At 38.4% G+C, this 19,215-nt stretch carries 17 protein-coding genes and 1 CRISPR repeat array (1 of these 18 only partly in view); of the genes, 13 read left to right on the top strand and 4 right to left on the bottom strand.

Annotated elements, in window-relative coordinates; translation table 11 throughout:
- The first annotated feature begins 73 nt into the window (after window positions 1-73).
- The 5 genes from HY987_RS12090 (at window position 74) to HY987_RS12110 (ending at window position 6,515) form a co-directional block, all read left to right on the top strand.
- Complete coding sequence (locus tag HY987_RS12090) at window positions 74-739, top strand: molybdopterin-dependent oxidoreductase (RefSeq protein ID WP_292759089.1); 666 nt, start codon at window positions 74-76, stop codon at window positions 737-739.
- 114 nt (window positions 740-853) lie between these two features.
- Entirely contained in the window at window positions 854-1,084 is a 231-nt protein-coding gene (locus HY987_RS12095; RefSeq protein WP_292759092.1) for a hypothetical protein, read from the top strand.
- A 287-nt stretch (window positions 1,085-1,371) separates the two neighbouring features.
- Complete coding sequence (locus HY987_RS12100; protein WP_292759095.1) at window positions 1,372-2,136, top strand: metallophosphoesterase; 765 nt, start codon at window positions 1,372-1,374, stop codon at window positions 2,134-2,136.
- A 194-nt stretch (window positions 2,137-2,330) separates the two neighbouring features.
- Window positions 2,331-4,910 (top strand): ATP-dependent helicase, encoded by a 2,580-nt coding sequence (locus HY987_RS12105; RefSeq protein WP_292759098.1) that lies wholly within the window; start codon window positions 2,331-2,333, stop codon window positions 4,908-4,910.
- A gap of 228 nt (window positions 4,911-5,138) precedes the next feature.
- The gene (locus HY987_RS12110) at window positions 5,139-6,515 is read left to right on the top strand and encodes a glutamine synthetase family protein (protein ID WP_292759100.1); all 1,377 of its coding nucleotides are present in this window, start codon (window positions 5,139-5,141) and stop codon (window positions 6,513-6,515) included.
- A 161-nt stretch (window positions 6,516-6,676) separates the two neighbouring features.
- On the opposite strand, the gene HY987_RS12115 is transcribed toward HY987_RS12110, so the two are convergent.
- The gene (locus HY987_RS12115; RefSeq protein ID WP_292759103.1) at window positions 6,677-7,444 is read right to left on the bottom strand and encodes a hypothetical protein; all 768 of its coding nucleotides are present in this window, start codon (window positions 7,442-7,444) and stop codon (window positions 6,677-6,679) included.
- Window positions 7,445-7,818: 374 nt separating this feature from the next.
- Between HY987_RS12115 and HY987_RS12120 the strand changes: the two genes are divergently transcribed.
- From HY987_RS12120 to HY987_RS12145, 6 genes are all read left to right on the top strand, one after another.
- On the top strand, window positions 7,819-8,625 hold the full coding sequence (locus HY987_RS12120; protein ID WP_292759106.1) for an SRPBCC domain-containing protein: 807 nt from the start codon (window positions 7,819-7,821) through the stop codon (window positions 8,623-8,625).
- Between the two features lie 74 nt (window positions 8,626-8,699).
- A complete protein-coding gene (locus HY987_RS12125; protein ID WP_292759108.1) occupies window positions 8,700-9,176 on the top strand; it encodes an SRPBCC family protein in 477 nt (158 codons plus the stop codon).
- 19 nt (window positions 9,177-9,195) lie between these two features.
- Window positions 9,196-9,672, top strand: a complete 477-nt coding sequence (locus HY987_RS12130) for a VOC family protein (RefSeq protein ID WP_292759111.1) — start codon at window positions 9,196-9,198, stop codon at window positions 9,670-9,672.
- 59 nt (window positions 9,673-9,731) lie between these two features.
- A complete protein-coding gene (locus tag HY987_RS12135) occupies window positions 9,732-10,193 on the top strand; it encodes an SRPBCC domain-containing protein (RefSeq protein WP_292759114.1) in 462 nt (153 codons plus the stop codon).
- A 15-nt stretch (window positions 10,194-10,208) separates the two neighbouring features.
- Window positions 10,209-10,673, top strand: a complete 465-nt coding sequence (locus tag HY987_RS12140; protein ID WP_292759117.1) for an SRPBCC domain-containing protein — start codon at window positions 10,209-10,211, stop codon at window positions 10,671-10,673.
- A 293-nt stretch (window positions 10,674-10,966) separates the two neighbouring features.
- On the top strand, window positions 10,967-11,878 hold the full coding sequence (locus HY987_RS12145; protein WP_292759120.1) for an alpha/beta hydrolase: 912 nt from the start codon (window positions 10,967-10,969) through the stop codon (window positions 11,876-11,878).
- A gap of 171 nt (window positions 11,879-12,049) precedes the next feature.
- On the opposite strand, the gene HY987_RS12150 is transcribed toward HY987_RS12145, so the two are convergent.
- The 3 genes from HY987_RS12150 to HY987_RS12160 all read right to left on the bottom strand — a co-directional run bounded on the left by HY987_RS12150 (window position 12,050) and on the right by HY987_RS12160 (window position 14,376).
- A complete protein-coding gene (locus tag HY987_RS12150; RefSeq protein WP_292759123.1) occupies window positions 12,050-13,039 on the bottom strand; it encodes an ATP phosphoribosyltransferase in 990 nt (329 codons plus the stop codon).
- A gap of 303 nt (window positions 13,040-13,342) precedes the next feature.
- A complete protein-coding gene (locus HY987_RS12155) occupies window positions 13,343-13,762 on the bottom strand; it encodes a hypothetical protein (protein ID WP_292759126.1) in 420 nt (139 codons plus the stop codon).
- A 113-nt stretch (window positions 13,763-13,875) separates the two neighbouring features.
- Window positions 13,876-14,376: a hypothetical protein gene (locus HY987_RS12160; protein ID WP_292759129.1), complete on the bottom strand. Its 501-nt coding sequence runs from the start codon at window positions 14,374-14,376 to the stop codon at window positions 13,876-13,878.
- Between the two features lie 252 nt (window positions 14,377-14,628).
- Here HY987_RS12160 and nikR point away from each other — a divergent pair, with 252 nt between their 5' ends.
- Both nikR and HY987_RS12170 read left to right on the top strand, forming a co-directional pair.
- The gene (gene nikR, locus HY987_RS12165) at window positions 14,629-15,051 is read left to right on the top strand and encodes a nickel-responsive transcriptional regulator NikR (RefSeq protein ID WP_292759439.1); all 423 of its coding nucleotides are present in this window, start codon (window positions 14,629-14,631) and stop codon (window positions 15,049-15,051) included.
- Window positions 15,052-15,509: 458 nt separating this feature from the next.
- The gene (locus HY987_RS12170) at window positions 15,510-15,857 is read left to right on the top strand and encodes a hypothetical protein (protein WP_292759132.1); all 348 of its coding nucleotides are present in this window, start codon (window positions 15,510-15,512) and stop codon (window positions 15,855-15,857) included.
- Between the two features lie 156 nt (window positions 15,858-16,013).
- Window positions 16,014-19,215: direct repeats of the CRISPR family, unit length 30 nt; unit sequence ATTTCAATCCCAATATGGTCTGATTTTAGT; it runs 4,047 nt beyond the window's last position.

Raw genomic sequence — 19,215 nt, forward strand, 5'->3', positions numbered from 1 at the left:
AGGAAATAAACTAATAAACCTGGAAGTAAGTAAATTTTCAGGGAACAGTCTGTTATGGGGGCGAGGGAAATAAATGATAAAAAAATACATTGCATTGGCGGCAATCGTTATTATCATGCTACTGGCCATTGTAATTAGCCTGGACATATTACCACCAAGTTCAATACCCCTGGATTCAGTGGAAGTAACAGAATATCAGGGCCAAAAATTATCCTCGGTTGATGACTTCCATGAAAACTCCATTAAAGGCCCCCAGTACGTGAATATTACTAGTTATCATCTGGAAGTAGATGGACTGGTGGCCAATCCCAAAAATTACACCTATGATCAGGTGAAGGATTTCCAGAGTTACCAGAAAGTGGTTAAACTTGACTGTGTGGAAGGATGGAGTGTGAATATACTCTGGCAGGGAGTGTTGGTAAAAGACATCCTGAATGAGGTGAAACCATTACCCACAGCAAACACCGTGATTTTTTACGCTTCTGACGGTTATTCCACCTCTTTTCCATTGGAATACCTTCAGAACAACCAGATATTAATGGCATATAAAATGAACAATGCCACTCTACCCCCAGAGAGGGGATTCCCCTTCCAGTTGGTGGCAGAGAGTAAATGGGGATATAAGTGGATAAAATGGATCAACAGGATTGAACTATCTGATAATCCCAATTACCAAGGTTACTGGGAAAGCAGAGGTTATTCTCTAAGTGGTAATCTTAATGATAGTTTTTTAAAATGATTAAAACCGTTTATTAAATTATTTGAGCAAATTAGAAGTAAATTTCTGGTTCATCACTGCAAATAAAAAAAAATCGCTAAAAATTAGACCATAATACCCTGCAGAGTGGATAACATGGAGAGGAAAACCACCAAAAAAGCGGTTCAAATAACTTTGATAATCATGATATTCATTGTTATAATCTCTGGTCTGGGAATAACATATTACCGGAGTATAGAACTAATCACCGGGGGTTTACTGGATAAAACCCTTTCTTTCCAGTTACACACCCTGTTATTTTTACCATTTCTCCTGATACTCCTCATTCATATCTTTTTCTCATGGTTATGGCCTAAAAAAGGTTAGAGTAACCATACATATAAAACAATTAAACACCAAATAGATTACTATAAATAGTTTGGATCCTTATACTGATATCCCAGTTTATATACTCAAACATCTTAATGATAATTCCTTTAATTATATTTCCATTATCCTTAAATCTGCCCATTAATCAAAATGAAGATTACTATCATCACATACTGAGTTATTTAAAAATATTTTTTCTATTAATAATTAGATTTATTAAATAATTAGCATTCTATAAAATAAATTTACCCTACTAGAAATATTTCAGGATTTAGAGGATGAATATGGTTTATGATAATATTTTTGGTGCCCGAATTTTAGATCTGGCCCTGGAAGTTGAGGATCACCTTATAATATCTGATCTTCACCTGGGATATGAAGAAGCACTGAACTATCAAGGTATAATGATACCCAAATTCCAGTATCCTAAGATCATTAAAAGAATGGAAGAGATCCATTCCCAGAGCGATTGCACCAGTATCATCATCAATGGTGATCTTAAACACGAATTTGGCAAGATAAACCGTCAGGAGTGGAATGAAACCCTGAAATTCATGGATTATCTAAAAAGAAGATTCCAGGAAATCATCCTCATCAAGGGTAATCACGACACCCTGACACCCATAATAGCCCGAAAAACAGGATTAGAAGTATATCCCTCTTATTCAACTGGTAATTTTTTAGTGATGCATGGTGATAAGATTCCTGAAAAATGGGATGAAATCACCGAAAAAAACATCATAATCGGACATGAACACCCTTCAGTTGGAATTAGAAGTGGTGAAAGGATGGAGAAAGTTAAATGTTTCCTGAGCGGGAATTTTCGGGATAAAAAAATGATTGTAATGCCTTCATTTAACTTCATCACCGAAGGTTCTGATGTTCTCCATGAGAAACTTCTCTCACCATTTTTAAAAGAGACTAACCATGATGATCTGGAGGTTTTTGGGGTTGAAAACTTTGAAACATTCTATTTTGGCAAAATAAGTCATCTTTTGAAGGTTCAACAGAAACCCTATCCCTATGACTCTCATTTTATAGAATTTTAATCCTCACTTCATCCTTAACCCTAAATCATCCATTAATAGATTCAAAAAACATGCAAAGAAAAACACTGGAGAAATTCATTGGAATATTAAACACTTGACCACCCCAATGACTGAAATTATGTTTATTAGGACAAATAGATTAATTTAAGATAACTTGAAGATTAAGATAACTTTAAAATTGAATTCAAGATAACATGATAACCCGACAGGAAAAAAAATACTCTGATAAAGATATCTACAATATTTTACATCCGTGGGCCAGGGAATGGTTCCAGGGGAAGTTTAAAACATTTTCCGAGGCACAGCGCCAGTCAATTGTGGACATACACCAGGGTAAAAATGTGCTGGTTTCATCACCCACTGGTTCTGGTAAAACCCTCACTGCATTCTTATCCATTATCAGCGAACTCACCCGCCTGGCTGACCAGGAGATCCTGGAAGACCGGGTTTACTGCCTGTACATATCCCCCCTAAAGGCTCTGGATAATGATATTGAGAAGAACCTGGAAGAACCTTTAACTGAGATTGAGAAAATATCGGGTCGTAAGCTGGGCATTCGTAAGGCAGTGCGTACCGGGGACACCAGTCAATACGAACGGTCAAAGATGCTTAAAAACCCTCCACATATACTGATCACCACACCGGAATCTCTTTCCATCCTCCTATGCGCGCCCAAGTTCAGGGAGAAACTATCCAAGATTCGCTACGTGATAGTGGATGAGATACACTCACTGGCTGAAAACAAACGTGGAGTGCACCTTAGCCTTAGTCTGGAGAGACTGGAACACCTCACCGGTGGATTTGTACGCATCGGACTCAGCGCCACTGTCCATCCCCTGGAGAGGATGGCAGAATTCCTGGTAGGCTACCATTATGGTCAGCCACGGGACTGTCTCGTTGTGGATGTGAATTACCTGAAACAACTGGACATGGAAGTTATCTGCCCGGTAAAGGATATTATAGCCACAGAGCCAGATGAAACCAACAAAGCCATGTACCGGATGCTCCACGATCTCGTCCAGGAACACCAGACCACTCTCATCTTCACCAACACCCGTAGTGGTACTGAAAGTGTGGTTTTCAACCTCAAAAACAGATATCCTGATAGTTACCATGATCAGAATATCATGGCCCACCATTCCAGTCTTTCCAGGGAACTGCGACTGGAAGCAGAGAATAAGTTAAAGGAGGGTGAGTTGAAGGTTGTGGTTTCCTCCACCAGTCTGGAGCTGGGAATTGATATTGGTTACATTGACTTGGTGGTACTGGTTTCCAGTCCCAAATCTGTCTCCAGAGCCCTGCAGAGGATAGGTAGAAGTGGTCATCAATTGCATGAAAAGTCCAAGGGCAGGATGATGGTAGTGGACCGTGATGATCTGGTGGAATGTGCCCTCATCCTTAAAAACGCCCTAGAGGGAAAGATCGATGAAATACATATCCCAAAAAACTGTCTGGATGTTTTATCCCAGCAAATTTATGGTATGGCCATTGAACAGCGCTGGGATCTCGATGAAACCTTCCAACTTATCAAGGGAAGTTATCCCTACCGTGAACTTACAGAAGAAGATTACAAGAGTGTTTTAAGTTACCTTGCAGGAGAGTACACCCGTCTGGAGGACCGTTACGTCTACGCCAAGATATGGGTGGACTGGGATGAAAATCGTATGGGAAAAAGGGGAAAACTGGCCCGTATGCTGTATTCGACCAACATTGGAACCATACCCGACCGCAGCGCAGCAGTGGTTAAATGTGGTGGCGAGGTGGTGGGCCGTATTGAAGAAGATTTCATGGAAAAACTCAAAAATAGAGATAGTTTCGTCTTAGGCGGCCGAATCTATCGTTTCAATTATGCCCGGGGAATGAGTGTTAATGTCAGCCCGGCCTCAGGCCCTCCCACCATTCCCTCCTGGTTTTCAGAGCAGCTTCCATTATCCTTCGACCTGGCCATGGCCATTGGAAAGTTCCGGGGAATACTGGAATGGGAGTTTAAAAAGGGTAGGAGTAAGAATGAGATCATTGAATTCATACACCAGTATCTCTACTTGGATCACAACGCTGCCAATTCTATATACCAGTACTTCCGGGAGCAGTACCTTTACGCAGTGGTACCCAACCTTAAAACTCTTCTGGTGGAATATTACACTGGTTTTGGTGGTCGTAAGTTTGTGGTGTTCCATTCCCTCTTTGGCAGAAGGGTTAATGATGCAATTAGCCGTGCCCTGGCCTATGTTATTGCCCGAAGATACCGTCACGATGTGATGATTTCCATCTCAGATAATGGATTCTACCTTTCCAGTGAAGGTAAGATCGGTGCTCTGGAGGCTTTCAAGGAGCTCACACCCAAAAACCTGGAAGAATACCTTAAAGAAGCAATTGACCGTACAGAAACACTGGCCGGACGGTTCAGGCACTGTGCTGGACGTTCACTCATGATCCTCAGGCGTTACAAGGGTCAGGAAAAATCTGTGGGGCGTCAGCAGGTTAAGGGTAAGATCCTCTTAAAGTTCGTCAAGGAACTGGACCCCAATTTCCCCATTCTCAAGGAAGCACGAAGGGAAGTTACCGAAGACTTCATGGATGTTAAGAATGCCCAAAAAGTTTTGGAATTAATTGAAAATGGTAAAATGGAGATTAAACAGATTAACACTAAAATACCATCACCATTCGCCTTTAACCTGGTATCCCAGGGATATCTAGATGTTTTAAAGTATGAAGAGAGGATAGAATTCATTCGCAGGATGCATGAAGCTATAATTAAAGAGATTGGAAGATGAACAACTACTCCTTTTTGTAACCTTTTATTAAATTTATCCTGGATTCTATTTTAATTTGAATTTTTATTTCTATTTTTTTATTCTAATTTTATTTCTACTAATTTTATTCCAGCTTAAGCCCCATTAAGGAGTATACATTTCTCATTATAATCATAACCGAAATCGTATCATTACAGTTAAATAATCAGGAGTCATAATCAATAAATACTTAAGGCCAACGGTGACGTTATGAACAGAATAAAAGATATATTAAACCCTAAAACAGGTTTCATAAGAGTATCATGGTGTGATAATGCCAATATCATCCGGGCAAAAGCAGTTTGCGTGAATTCTGTGAAGGATGATGAAATTTCAGTGGGTATTTCCCGTGGTCAGCAGGGAGTTCCAGTGATGTATGATGGAGTTGTAGCAGGATGCGGCCTGGATCCAGTGGGTGAGATAACATTAAAGGGTGATATGTCAACTTTAACACCAATACCCTATGCTCCAGGTCATGCAAGGGTCATGGGAGACATGTTCCATGAAGGGAAGGTTTGGGGTAACTGTCCTCGTGGATTTTTGAAAAAAATGATCGCCACTCTTCAAGAGGAAGGTTTAGAGGTTAAAGCAGCATTTGAAAATGAATTTTACCTTTTAAAACATGATGATAAGAGGAAGAGGGATAATAAGAATGGTAAAAATAATAAAAACAACAATAATAATGTATCAATCGAACCATCCGAGTTTACCCCCTTTGCATCCACCCACTCCATGAATTTAAACCACCACATCATCAGCGAAATAATTGAAGCATTAATCGCCCAGAACATCACTGTCCAACAGTATTATCCAGAGTCTGGTCCTGGTCAGCACGAAATAACTGTCCAATATTCTGATGCACTAAATGCTGCTGATAATCAGATTATTTTCCGGGAGACAGTGAAGGCCATTGCCCCTAAACACGGCCTTCGAGCATCTTTCCTTCCCAAAATATTCCCAGATACGGCAGGTAATGGCTGCCATCTCCATCTTAGCCTGTGGCAGAATAATGAGAATATTTTACATGACCCTAAAGCTAAGTATGACCTTAGTGAAGCTGGGGAACAATTCATAGCCGGGATTTTACATCACTTACCGGCACTGATGGCCATCACCACCCCTATCCCCAGATCTTACCGCAGGATACGTCCCCAGATGTGGAGTGGGGCTTTTCAAGTGTGGGGTTTCAACAACCGTGAAGCTGCCATCAGGGTGATCAAAGAAGAGGATGGAACAATAAGACACTTGGAACTAAAAACAGTGGACGCATCTTCCAATCCTTACCTGGCCCTGGGGGGAGTTCTTGCCGCGGGACTTGATGGTATCCGGAAGAAAATGACGCTGCCCCAACCAGTGCAAAGGGATCCGGGCACTCTTTCAGTGGTTGAAATAGATAATCTTGGAGTTAAACTACTTCCAAGTAATATGAGGGATGCACTGGATAAATTAGAAAAAAATGGAGTTATTTTAAATGCCATGGGCGTGGATCTTTGGAAATCTTACCTGGCAGTTAAAAAAGCAGAATATGAAGCTCTGCAAAAGTTACCTTCTGGAAATGAAGTGGGTTTACTGCTTGAAAAGTACTAAAAATTCCGAGACTCTCAATAGGTATCTAAAATAGGGGTTTTTGAAATAGGTGTTGAAAGAGTTTTCAATATATGTATAAAATTTTCAATATAGATGCCTATAAAAGAGTTTTTCAAAAACAGATTGTCCAGTAGTTTTTCAAAATTCCAACCCTTAATTACTTATAATAAAAATGCAGGTTCCTTTGAAATGGACTTTATCAGTTTCTGGGCATCCTCCACTTCTGGGGGTTTTCCACTAACTACAATCCATATTGAGCCTTCTGCACCAGCAACTCCCCCTGCAGCTACAAGTTCTGCATTGGCACCGGTTAAACTGGTTATGGCTTCAATTTCAGTGAAGACCTCACCCACAACTGGTAGGAGGCGGGGCCCATGGGTATCTGGAGAGTTAAGTTTCAGGGCAAGATCATCCAGATCACCGTTGATGCGTTTTTCAAGTCCCACTGGAAGAATTAAACGTACTCTACGACCCACCACTGCCTGTATTGAAGCACCAATTGTTCCTCCCTGTGGATGACCAATATAGATAGCGGCCTTCTTACTGGAGACATCCAGTGCATTGGCACCCTTTAAAATAACATCTCCCATTTTCAAGTCGTCAACAACATCAAATATGGTAAGGCCCTTCTTCCAGACACCTTTAACTATTACCACATCACCTGGAAATCCAGTTTCATCCTTCAATCGCCCAGATTCACTGGTCATCCCCAGAGGAGGTAGTACGATTCCCCTGAAGAACCTTTCTCTGGAGAAATCCCCCTGTTGATCCAGGGATGCTAGGATCTCTTCAGCCACATATCCATTGGTTGTTCCAGCTATGATAACCACGGTCCCTGATTTAAGGGCTTCTTTAATGGCCGAATGATCCTTTAATGCCTGTGCAATTAGCCTTTTACCTGCTGCCGGAGTAATCAAAAACTGTTTCATCCTTTATCCCCTTCTTAAATCATCTTTTTTCTAAAATTATAAACTATTCCTAATCCTGAATCATGATTATGGTCTTAAGTTCAAAGCTTACCCTTCACTGATATTAAATTTTAATCATTCTTTATTTACTAATGTTTTTTATGTATTTCTAGTTAATCTTTGGACTATTCTTATGTATTCAGATAAGAGAAATTTTATTATTCTAAAAGAAATATAATGTATTAAGGTGAGAAACTGTGAATTAGGGTGATTTAATATTGTTGTAATTAGATCATATTCACTTTATCTAGAGTATGAAAAACAGGATTTAAAATATTTAAAACATGATTAAAGATTCTTTATTCATTTATTTATTAAAAAAGAGGTGTTATAGTATGCCAAAAGTTATTCATTTTGAGATACCTGCAGAAAAACCAGAAAGAGCAATAGAATTCTATAGAAAAGTTTTCGGATGGAAAATAGATAAATGGCAAGGTGAATTTGATTACTGGCTGGTGGAAGCTGGTGAGGAAGATGAACCCGGAATCAACGGGGCTATAAAACCAAAAGAATTTGGAACCAGCATTAGTGACGTGATCGGTGTTGATTCATATGAAGAGTTTGCCCAGAAAATAGAAGCTAAGGGAGGTAAGATGCTTACCGATAAGATGACCATTCCGGATATGGGGTACACCGGATCCTTCCAGGACACTGAGGGAAATGTTATGGCCATAATAGAAATTACCATGTTATTTATAACTCGTACCTTCGATGCACCGTTGGAGAAGGTATGGGAGGCATGGACTGACCCTGAGACTATTAAAAAGTGGTGGGGCCCGAAAGACTACACAGCACCTGTGGTTAAGAACGACTTTAGGGTGGGAGGCTCTTCCCTCTACAGCATGCGGTCCCCAGAAGGCCAGGACATCTGGAGCACCGGTGTTTATAAGGAGATAGTTCCCATGGAGCGGATTGTGTCCACGGATAGTTTTGCTGATGCAGATGGTAATGTGGTCCCGGCTTCAGACTATGGGTTAAGTGGTGACTGGCCTTTAGAGTTAAAAGTGATGGTAACCTTCCAGGAAAAGGATGGTAAGACCCGGCTTACTCTGCAGCATACAGGCTTCCCTGACAATGAAAATAAGACATTGGCAGAGGCTGGTTGGAATGAGTCCCTTGATAAGCTCGCTGAATATCTTTAAAGTTTAAATTTGTTTAGTTCAAATTTGAAGGATTAATATATCCATAAATGAAGGTGACTACTATGGTAATGAATATGGCTAAAATTACGGTAGAACCCGGGAAGCAGGAAATATTAATTGAAAGAGAGTTTAACGCTCCACAGGAACTTGTTTTTAAAGCGTTAACCGATCCAGAACTTTATGCACAATGGATAGGACCCCGTGGACTTACCACAACCATTGAAACATTTGAACCCAGAAATGGTGGCTCCTGGAGGTTCAAACAAAAAGATCAAGAGGGTAATGAGTTTACATTTCATGGGGTGAATCATGAAGTCAGCCCCGAGAGAATCATCAGCACCTTTGAGTTCGAAGGTCTTCCAGAATCAGGTCATGTACTTCTGGACACGTTAAAACTCGAAGAATTACCGGGTAACCGGACAAAATTAACTGACCAATCCGTCTTCCAATCGGTAGAGGATCGGGATGGCATGATGCAATCAGGGATGGAACAAGGGATAAATGAGTCTTATGAACGTCTTGATGAAGTGCTGGAGAAGATGAAGAAATAAAATATAAAGGAGGATTAAAATGCAAAAGATAGTGCCATTTTTATGGTTTGAAGATAGTAAAGCTGAAGAGGCAGCTAAGTTCTATACCTCCATCTTTAAAAATTCAAAGATAGTAAATACTGTGCGATACGGGAAATCCGGCCCCGGCCTGGAAGGATCGGTTATGTCTGTTACCTTCCAGCTCGAAGGACAGGATTTTTATGCATTAAATGGTAATCCGCAATTCAAATTTACTGAAGCTTTATCGTTATTCGTGAATTGTGATACTCAGGAAGAGGTTGACCAGTTGTGGGAGAATCTTAAAGAGAGGGGAATGGAATTGGGACCCGGTTGGGTTAAGGATAAATTTGGTTTAGCCTGGCAAATCGTTCCCAATCTTTTAAATGAATACTTAAGTGACCCAGACCCGGAGAAATCCCAGAGGGTGATGCAGGCCATGATGCAGATGAATAAACTTGACATAGAGAAATTAAAGCAGGCATATGAGGGAAGATAGTCAAATACAGTCAAAAAAACAGATAATAAAAATAGTTTGTTTACAAGGAGTGTTTATTTATGGAAAAACTACATTTCTCAATAGTTATAGATGCGCCCAGAGAAAAAGTATGGGAAGTGATGCTTGGGGAGGAAACCTATCCCCTGTGGACTGATGTGTTTATGCCGGGCTCACATTTCAAGGGTGACTGGAGTGAGGGAAGTAAGATACTTTTCCTCGCGCCTGATGAGTCAGGAAAAATGTCCGGTACGGTATTCCGAGTAAGAAAAAACAAGCCTTACGAATTGGTCTCCATCGAAAACATTGGCATGGTGAAGGATGAAAAAGAAGATATTACAAGTAAAGAGGCTACGGTGTATGCTGGTGCACTTGAAAATTACACTTTTAAAGAGATAAATGGCGCAACTGAAGTGCTGGTGGAACAATCTCCAGTTATGGATATACCCGATGATTATAAAGACATGTACCAGGACATGTGGCATAAGGCCCTTCAAAAGCTTAAAGAACTGGTTGAAAAATAAAATGAGGAAGATTTTATGGGAAAACTGCAATATTCAATTGTTATAAATGCACCTAAAGAAAAGGTCTGGAAAACCATGCTCAATAAGGATACCTATGAAAAATGGACCGATGTGTTTATGCCGGGTTCAAGCTACGTCGGTGATTGGACTGAGGGAAGTAAAATACTTTTCCTTGCACCTGATGAGACAGGTAAATTGTCTGGAATGGTAAGCCGAATAAAAGAGAACCATCAATATGAGCATATCTCCATCGAAAGTATTGGTGTAGTGTCTAACGGTGAAGAGGATACCTCAAGCCAGGAAGCTAAAAAATGGGCTGGTTCACTTGAAAATTACACATTTAAGGAGTTTGATGGTAAAACTGAACTACATGTGGATTTAACTTCAGATGGGGATGTAGATCGCCAGATGTTGGAGATGTCTGAGAAAACCTGGCCTAAAGCTCTAACTAGAATAAAAAAACTGTCAGAAGAGTCGTGAGTTATTGGATATTTATTTGAACATGGAAAAAATGGGGCCGGATTAGGGCATGTCATCAATGGGAACGTGTTCCTGGTTAAAGATCAATCTCCTGGAGCTTTGAAATATTCCGGCGTTTTGTAGCTGTCGCCTAATCCACTTGTATCCTTAGATGTTCGTCTTCTGGATGACCAATGCAGATCCATAGAGACATACTATTTAACCCTGGATTCAAATGATTAACATTTCTCTCTAAGATATATTGTTCAGATTACCTTAAAGGTAGCAAATTTGGGTACTGGTGGTGTTAGTAAATGACACGTTACCATAGGGAGATGCGAGCTATTAAGAAGTATATCAACAACCTGGACAGCAGGGTAATTGAGACAAACTGTGGATCAATCGAGTATGCTAAAATAGGGAATGGTTATCCTGTACTAGCCGTTCATGGTAACGCTGGCGGCTTTGATCAGGGTTTGATAATGGCTAATAAAACCATCAATTCAAAGTTCCAGGTTATATCGGTTTCGCGGTTTGGTTATCTGCGCTCCTCCATACCAAGAAAAGCCAGCGTAGCAATGCAGGCTGATGCTTACGCTTCCCTTTTGGACTCCTTGAATATCGGGAAGACTGCTGTCGTTGGCTATTCTGCAGGTTCAGCATCATCCATCCAGTTCACCCTGCGTTACCCCGAGCGTGTTTCAGCCCTTATTCTTGTTTCTCCTGCGGCCCCTGGGAAGGGTCCTGTCATGTCTAAGGCTCTATTCAATATATTCTTCCGTAATGATTTTGTTTACTGGGCAACCATCACCTATTTCAGGTCGTGGGTTCAGGATGCATGGATTGGTGTTCCTAAGGAATTTACAATTACCCCTGAATATGAGGCCGATATCAGAGATCTACTGTTCCACATACTACCTGTTAGTGCACGGGTCGATGGGAGCTTTTTTGATATTTACACTTCATCTCCTGAGATTTTCAACAGCTCTAAAAACGAAAACTATCCCATTGAAGATATTGAAATTCCAACATTGGTGATCAGTGCTCAAGATGACCCATTAGCGCTTCATGAAAATGCACAGGCCCTGGTTGAAAGAATTCCCCACTCTCGTCTGTTGGCTTTGCCTGATGGCGGTCATCTATTATTAGGCCATAATGAAGAGGTTAAATCGGAGATTACACGATTCCTGCACAGTAATAAGGTCTCAATAGATAAGAATATCTGAAATTAAAGGAGAATAATCTATTGATAGAGTTAAGTCATCAAAATATAACTGCAAGGTCTATTTTATTTGATTAAAAAAAATTATAAAAGAGACCCCTCCATAAGACTTTTAAAAAAATTATTTAATTAATTTTTTTCTGAAGTCTTTAATGTATAACCCTAATCTGTGTTTTTACTGCACATACTGTTTAACATTTTCCCGGACAATGGCTGAGGCTCCGAAGCTTTTTATTCCTTTTAACATTTCTGGGAATTTATTTTTAGGAATCAAGACATTAACTTGGGAGAAGCTGCTTCCTTTAACTGCGGTGGGTTCATCTGAGCAGTATTCATTGGAGAGCAGGAAATCTTTCACTTCGTCCAATCTCTGGTTGGCAATGTTAAATTTGACATCGAAGTATTTCCTTGCCTTTATTGCTCCGAATAATTGTTCGAAGATTATTTTTGCCTTTTCTGCCTTTTCCTGAGTGCAACTGGGACCTGCGTATAATCCTGCACTGGATTCCATGATGGTTTCCAGTATTTTCAGTCCTGCTTTCCGCAGACTGCTCCCGGTCTGGGTGTTGTCCACAACCAGATCTGCTCCTTTGGCTATGTAGACCTCGGTGGCACCGTCGGAGTTGATGATCTGTACCATTTCATTGTCCCCATCCCAAAGACCACGTACCTGAACTAAAGGTTTACTTTCACCGAATAGTTCCTGGTAGCCATCATTTTCCATGAAGAACTGTCTGGTGAGGTTAGGGTACTCTGTGAAGCAGAGTATGGGGGTTTCCCGGTTTTTGTTGGCCCTGAAGAAATCGGAGAGGGATTCATAAGGGTCATCATTAGGGACAGCCACTATCAGTCTGGTTTGACCATAATCCAGGTCACCTACCCTCTTTATGAGTTCTCCTTCCACATTGACAGATTCTTCCCGGACCCAATCTTCTCCAATGATTGCCAGGTCCAATATCTGGCGGTTGAGCTCTACTGGTGCACTCTGGGGTCTGGTTAGGAATCCTTTTATTTCCGGGTCGTTCAGGATGGTGATTTCGTTTTCTTCCTTGCCGGGTTCGTATCCCCGGACCTCGTAACCTGCATCCACAAATAACTGGTAAGTGTTTCCCCTGTTAACATTGTTTAAACTTCCTTTAGGAAGGCCGATTATTATCTTTTCCATTTTTTATAGCTCCTATGGCATCAATCAAATTAAGGCCCTTTGTAATATTAAAGATTTAAACTAATCTTCTTTTTTATTAGTTCAGGGTTATAATTTAACAAAAACAATCTAATATAATTATTTCTCCTATTTTTTTTAAATCAAAACAAAACGATTTAAAAAAAAATCTAAAAAAAAATGAATTTCTAAAAAAAATTGCCATAACACCACCATAATAACGTTCATAGTCCTAAAAAGAAATGCTCCACCTTAAAAAGAAATAATTAATCTTAAAAAGAAATAATAGACTGTAAAAAGGGATAATTAGAATTTCAAACCATAGTTGGTCAGATCATAGGAGTAATTGGTTAAGTTGTAGGTTGCCATGAATTTATCATAGCCCATGGTATAAAGCATTGCTATTCCAATGGCCCAGAAAATTCCCCCAATTATCAGGAATGCAAGTCCCCAGTATTTGGCACTTCTTTCTTTCCGAGTTAACAGGTATAAACCGGAAGCTATGGCTAAGGGAAGGAAGAATATTATGCCAATAAGTCCAATTAGTTTTGATGCTAAGTATGAATTACTAGTCTGTTGTTTTTCTATGCTACTCTTAATTTCGATTTTTTTCCCATTTTCTCCATTAACGAAAGATATTGGGTTTTTTGGATAACCGCAGAACTGACAGCGGTCTGAATTTTCAGGATATTCTACTCCACATTTTGGACATCGCAAATTTTTCACCTTATATACAATACATCTATCCTTCATTTAATCTTATTGGAGATTTCATGAGGACCATACTGTTAGATTTAGGCAGGCATGGTCAGTTATCTTCCTTAACTTACCTATTTTGATTAAAACTGAATTCCAACAGTCTGGTTTTCAAAGTACCATGTGTTGAAACCGTAAGTTTCACTTAAAAACTGTTTGAACTCAGGAATATCTGCATCATAAAATCTGTGGGATTCATTCAGTGTGGGATTGTACACCCGGTTGTTCCATACCACGAATGAGTGTCCCATAGCCCCATTATAGCAGGGCACCATTGTCCCATTTTCCATCCTGGAAACCCAACATATCTGGACACCTTTCGCTCCCTTGATTTCCAGATAGGTTTTAAGTACCAGGGCACGGTCATCACAGTTCCCTCCCTGCTGCCAGAACACCTCAGGAGATTGTGGCCCGGGAGTATTAATATGGGGCATATTGCATATTTTATCAAAATAGGCCTGTGTTGATGGATTCTGAGGGAATGCTGTGGCTGTGGAGATGTAAAAACCAACATACAAACTTAAAAGAGTAAGTGCAATCAGGACCAGTATATAGGACCATTTGTTAATGTTTATATTTCTCATATTATCAATTAATTAATCAAAAACATCACTCTATCTGGAACAAATATTACTCTTACCTATTGTGATATTAGTTTTCTAAGGTATTTCTTTTGTTAAAATATTCTTTCAAAAAGGATACAACTTCCTTCAAATGAATATAACTTTTTTAAAAATAATTTTCCCTGTTTTATCTTCTTAACTACGTATTTTATAATTTCTCCATAATTTCTCCAGAAGAAAGGTAACACTTTAATAATAGTTACACCATAATTAATAAAGAAGGGGAGATCCATGATGAGAATAAGCATGTCATTACCAAAAAACTTGTTAAACGAATTCGATGAAGTATTAAAAGATAGAGGATACAACTCAAGATCCAAAGGAATCAGAGACGCCCTGAAGGACTACATAGTCCGATACCAGTGGATGAAAGACATAGAAGGAGATAGAATCGGAATAGTGGCTGTTATCTACGACCACCACTACACTGGAGTACTGGAAGACCTTACTGACATCCAGCACGAATTCAGGGACTACATTAACGCCACCATGCACATACACATGACTGGGAAAAACTGCCTGGAAGTTATAGTAGTCAAGGGTGAAGCCCAGGAAATTAGAAACTTGACCGAGAAGATAATGAGACTAAAAGGAGTGGAACACGTTAAACTGACCACTGCTGCTGGTGGAGATTAATGGAATTAATCTTGTGGAGTCTTAAAACACTAAAATAAAATAAATAATAATTCCAAATCAATTATCCCTTTTAAGTCTAGGGTTACCACAACCCAGTCCAGTTTCTCATGTAAGAGCTGATAGAGGTTAATAGTAAAAGCTAATAGTAAAAGCTAATAGTAAAAGCTAATTGTAAAAGCTAATAGTAAAAGTTAGAAGAAGTTAATAGAAGAAAATTATGAACTAATACACTAGTTCATGCAAGTGTTTTGGCATTTAGCCAAGCCCAACTTCACTCCATGTACATTTCTCTGAATCAGTTCGGGATATCTTATTTAATCCTATGACTGGGTTTTATTATTTTTTCTTTAGTAGTTCCAAAGTTACTTCTAGTCCAAAGTTACATCTTTTAATACACCAAATTTTAATATGTTGAGATATAAGGACTATTAAGAAAAAAAATAGCAGGGGATTAAAAAATGGCATCTATGTGTTCAAATCCAGATTGTAGTAATATTAAACGGGTTGAAGGGGATTGCCCTGAGTGTGGAAGTCCTGCAAAAGACCTGGGATTCAAAGAAGGCACCGCACTGATAAAACTTAAAAAAGAGAAGATGAATCGTAGAGAAGATGAAGCTCAGGAAATAACTATTCCAGAAATGGATGAAGAAATAAATGATGAAGATGATAAAATAGAAACCATAAAGGATGAACCAAAAATAGAAGTGGCTAGCACAGCTAAAGGGATAAATAGTCCGATATTAAAGATTCTGGTTTTTATTGGAGTTGTAATAGTATTCTATATGCTGTTCCGATTAATAATTTAATTTAAATTAATTCTATACACTTGAAGAATAAGAAATGAATTAATTAAATCTTTTCTTCTTTTTCAGAAAGATTTTTGCCTGCAATGATTCATCACGAACTCCATATGATCTGATTTTGTACACATGTTTTTTTTTGAAACAACTTTTCACCTCCGTATTTCAATCCCAAATATGGTCTGATTTTAGTAGAAATATACCCTTTAACCAGGCCAGAGGGCTTAATATTTCAATCCCAATATGGTCTGATTTTAGTGGGGCTAGTGCTAGGAATCCTCTTAAATTTAATATTGATTTCAATCCCAATATGGTCTGATTTTAGTGTTTATGAAGTTTAACAAACTTTTTAAGTTGTTGTTATTTCAATCCCAATATGGTCTGATTTTAGTATACCGTAATGCAATTTGAAAGTGGTATTACGTATATATTTCAATCCCAATATGGTCTGATTTTAGTTTCCCTACCTTTAACACATTTATAAATTAAATGTTGATTTCAATCCCAATATGGTCTGATTTTAGTGTTTCATCTGCCTTAGGTGCGGCCGTTCCACAGTTATTTCAATCCCAATATGGTCTGATTTTAGTAAGTTCCGTCAACATCAGCAAAACCGGGAAGATAATTATTTCAATCCCAATATGGTCTGATTTTAGTAATCCATACCTTCCTATAAGTGTATCATCCTTTATCATTTCAATCCCAATATGGTCTGATTTTAGTGGATAGGAACCAATCCTTTCATGTAATCAATATCATAATTTCAATCCCAATATGGTCTGATTTTAGTTTTGATTCTTCAAATCATCTAATGAAATCTTAACAACATTTCAATCCCAATATGGTCTGATTTTAGTCAAGCAAAGTACCCATATTGTTCAAACTGACACTAATTTCAATCCCAATATGGTCTGATTTTAGTTTATAATCTTCTAATGGCCATCACATCTATTTTTGAAGATTTCAATCCCAATATGTTATGATTTTAGTGACTAAAAATGCTGAGGCAGCCACACATGGTCTTAGATTTCAATCCCACTATGGTCTGATTTTAGTTTATATTCTTCTAAATCCCCATCATAGATCCTAACAGATTTCAATCCCAATATGGTCTGATTTTAGTTAAGGATATTGATAACATACCTTATGCGTCCTTGGTATTTCAATCCCAATATGGTCTGATTTTAGTTTTTTATTGGATGTGATACGTATGGATGATATTTACATTTCAATCCCAATATGGTCTGATTTTAGTCTTGTCTATTATGGAACCGGTTACTGTTATTGATGCATTTCAATCCCAATATGGTCTGATTTTAGTAATATACCCAAATCTTCCACCATTTCCTCCCAACTGGATTTCAATCCTAATATGGTCTGATTTTAGTATAATTAGTGGTAGTATTACCTCTTTCTTTGATTAAATTTCAATCCCAATATGGTCTGATTTTAGTAAGACCCTCAGCTTAACATAGTAAATAAGTCTTATGATTTCAATCCCAATATGGTCTGATTTTAGTTTGTAATGTGAAGTTATTCACACCATAAGAAATACCGTATTTCAATCCCAATATGGTCTGATTTTAGTTCCATTCTAAGAAAGTGATTGATGCCTGTCACCAGCATTTCAATCCCAATATGGTCTGATTTTAGTAGCAGGATTGACATTCATCCGCACCGCATGTTTTACAATTTCAATCCCAATATGGTCTGATTTTAGTACATACCGCCTCTTCTGCAAATGCTGGTTTTGCAATATTTCAATCCCAATATGGTCTGATTTTAGTTAAACAGCGAAACAGAGAACCCGGTCTACCGAGTATATTTCAATCCCAATATGGTCTGATTTTAGTCTTAATGTGTCCTGCAATAACTCTCATAGAAAGCCTATTTCAATCCCAATATGGTCTGATTTTAGTAAAGTAACCCGGAAAACTGTTTATATTGCTCAGAAACATTTCAATCCCAATATGGTCTGATTTTAGTGTAACAGCTTCAATAACTATAGTCGAAGGTTACAACATTTCAATCCCAATATGGTCTGATTTTAGTACTGGTTATTGTCCTAACTATGGAGGATATACGGACATTTCAATCCCAATATGGTCTGATTTTAGTCGCAATGGCATCCACTATATCATCGTGCACTCCATCATTTCAATCCCAATATGGTCTGATTTTAGTTTATTATTGAGGTACAATGCCAATCCATGAAATGCACATTTCAATCCCAATATGGTCTGATTTTAGTTCTAATTCTCGTACTAATACAATAGGAGGAGATTATAATTTCAATCCCAATATGGTCTGATTTTAGTTTTTCGATTTTTCTTAAAACATGATAGTGTAAGCTCATTTCAATCCCAATATGGTCTGATTTTAGTCTACTCTGGAATAAGTATGTAGTCAAAGTAAATGAATTTCAATCCCAATATGGTCTGATTTTAGTACCAATTCATCAAGATAGCAATACCATCTTCAGGATATTTCAATCCCAATATGGTCTGATTTTAGTGAAAATGATAAGAACATCAAAAGTTGGTCGAAAAGGATTTCAATCCCAATATGGTCTGATTTTAGTTGCTTTAGGTGCCACTGCATCCCATTCCGGTTCAGTATTTCAATCCCAATATGGTCTGATTTTAGTTTCTATTGCTAACATTCCCCTTACGTATATTAGCAAATTTCAATCCCAATATGGTCTGATTTTAGTTGAGTACCCTTTTCCTTTGCAGGTTTCACAAAGAGCATTTCAATCCCAATATGGTCTGATTTTAGTGATGAGTAAATTACAATCCCATTCCACATCTACATTATTTCAATCCCAATATGGTCTGATTTTAGTCTGGTTCCGGGACAGAACCCACAGGATGGATTTCAAGATTTCAATCCCAATATGGTCTGATTTTAGTAGGCTTTAGCACCTTCAACATCCACAACAGGGAGGTATTTCAATCCCAATATGGTCTGATTTTAGTTCAGAAACATCTAAAAGCATGTCTTCACAAGACAAAATTTCAATCCCAATATGGTCTGATTTTAGTTTTCAATATCGGCATCTGTCTGGTTGTTAATGTCACATTTCAATCCCAATATGGTCTGATTTTAGTTTTTCACGTTGTTGGCACAAGATGTTGTGTGGATTGATTTCAATCCCAATATGGTCTGATTTTAGTATGGTAGTTTTTGAGTTTCCTAAAGTGTATATTATATTTCAATCCCAATATGGTCAGATTTTATTAACAAAAAGATGTTTCAGATTTGACAATAGAATTGGAATTTCAATCCCAATATGGTCTGATTTTAGTACAACCTTTTTTAGCATTTTTTCACGCATAGGGCTTAAATTTCAATCCCAATATGG

This window comes from Methanobacterium sp. (genome assembly GCF_016217785.1).
Lineage (GTDB): Archaea > Methanobacteriota > Methanobacteria > Methanobacteriales > Methanobacteriaceae > Methanobacterium.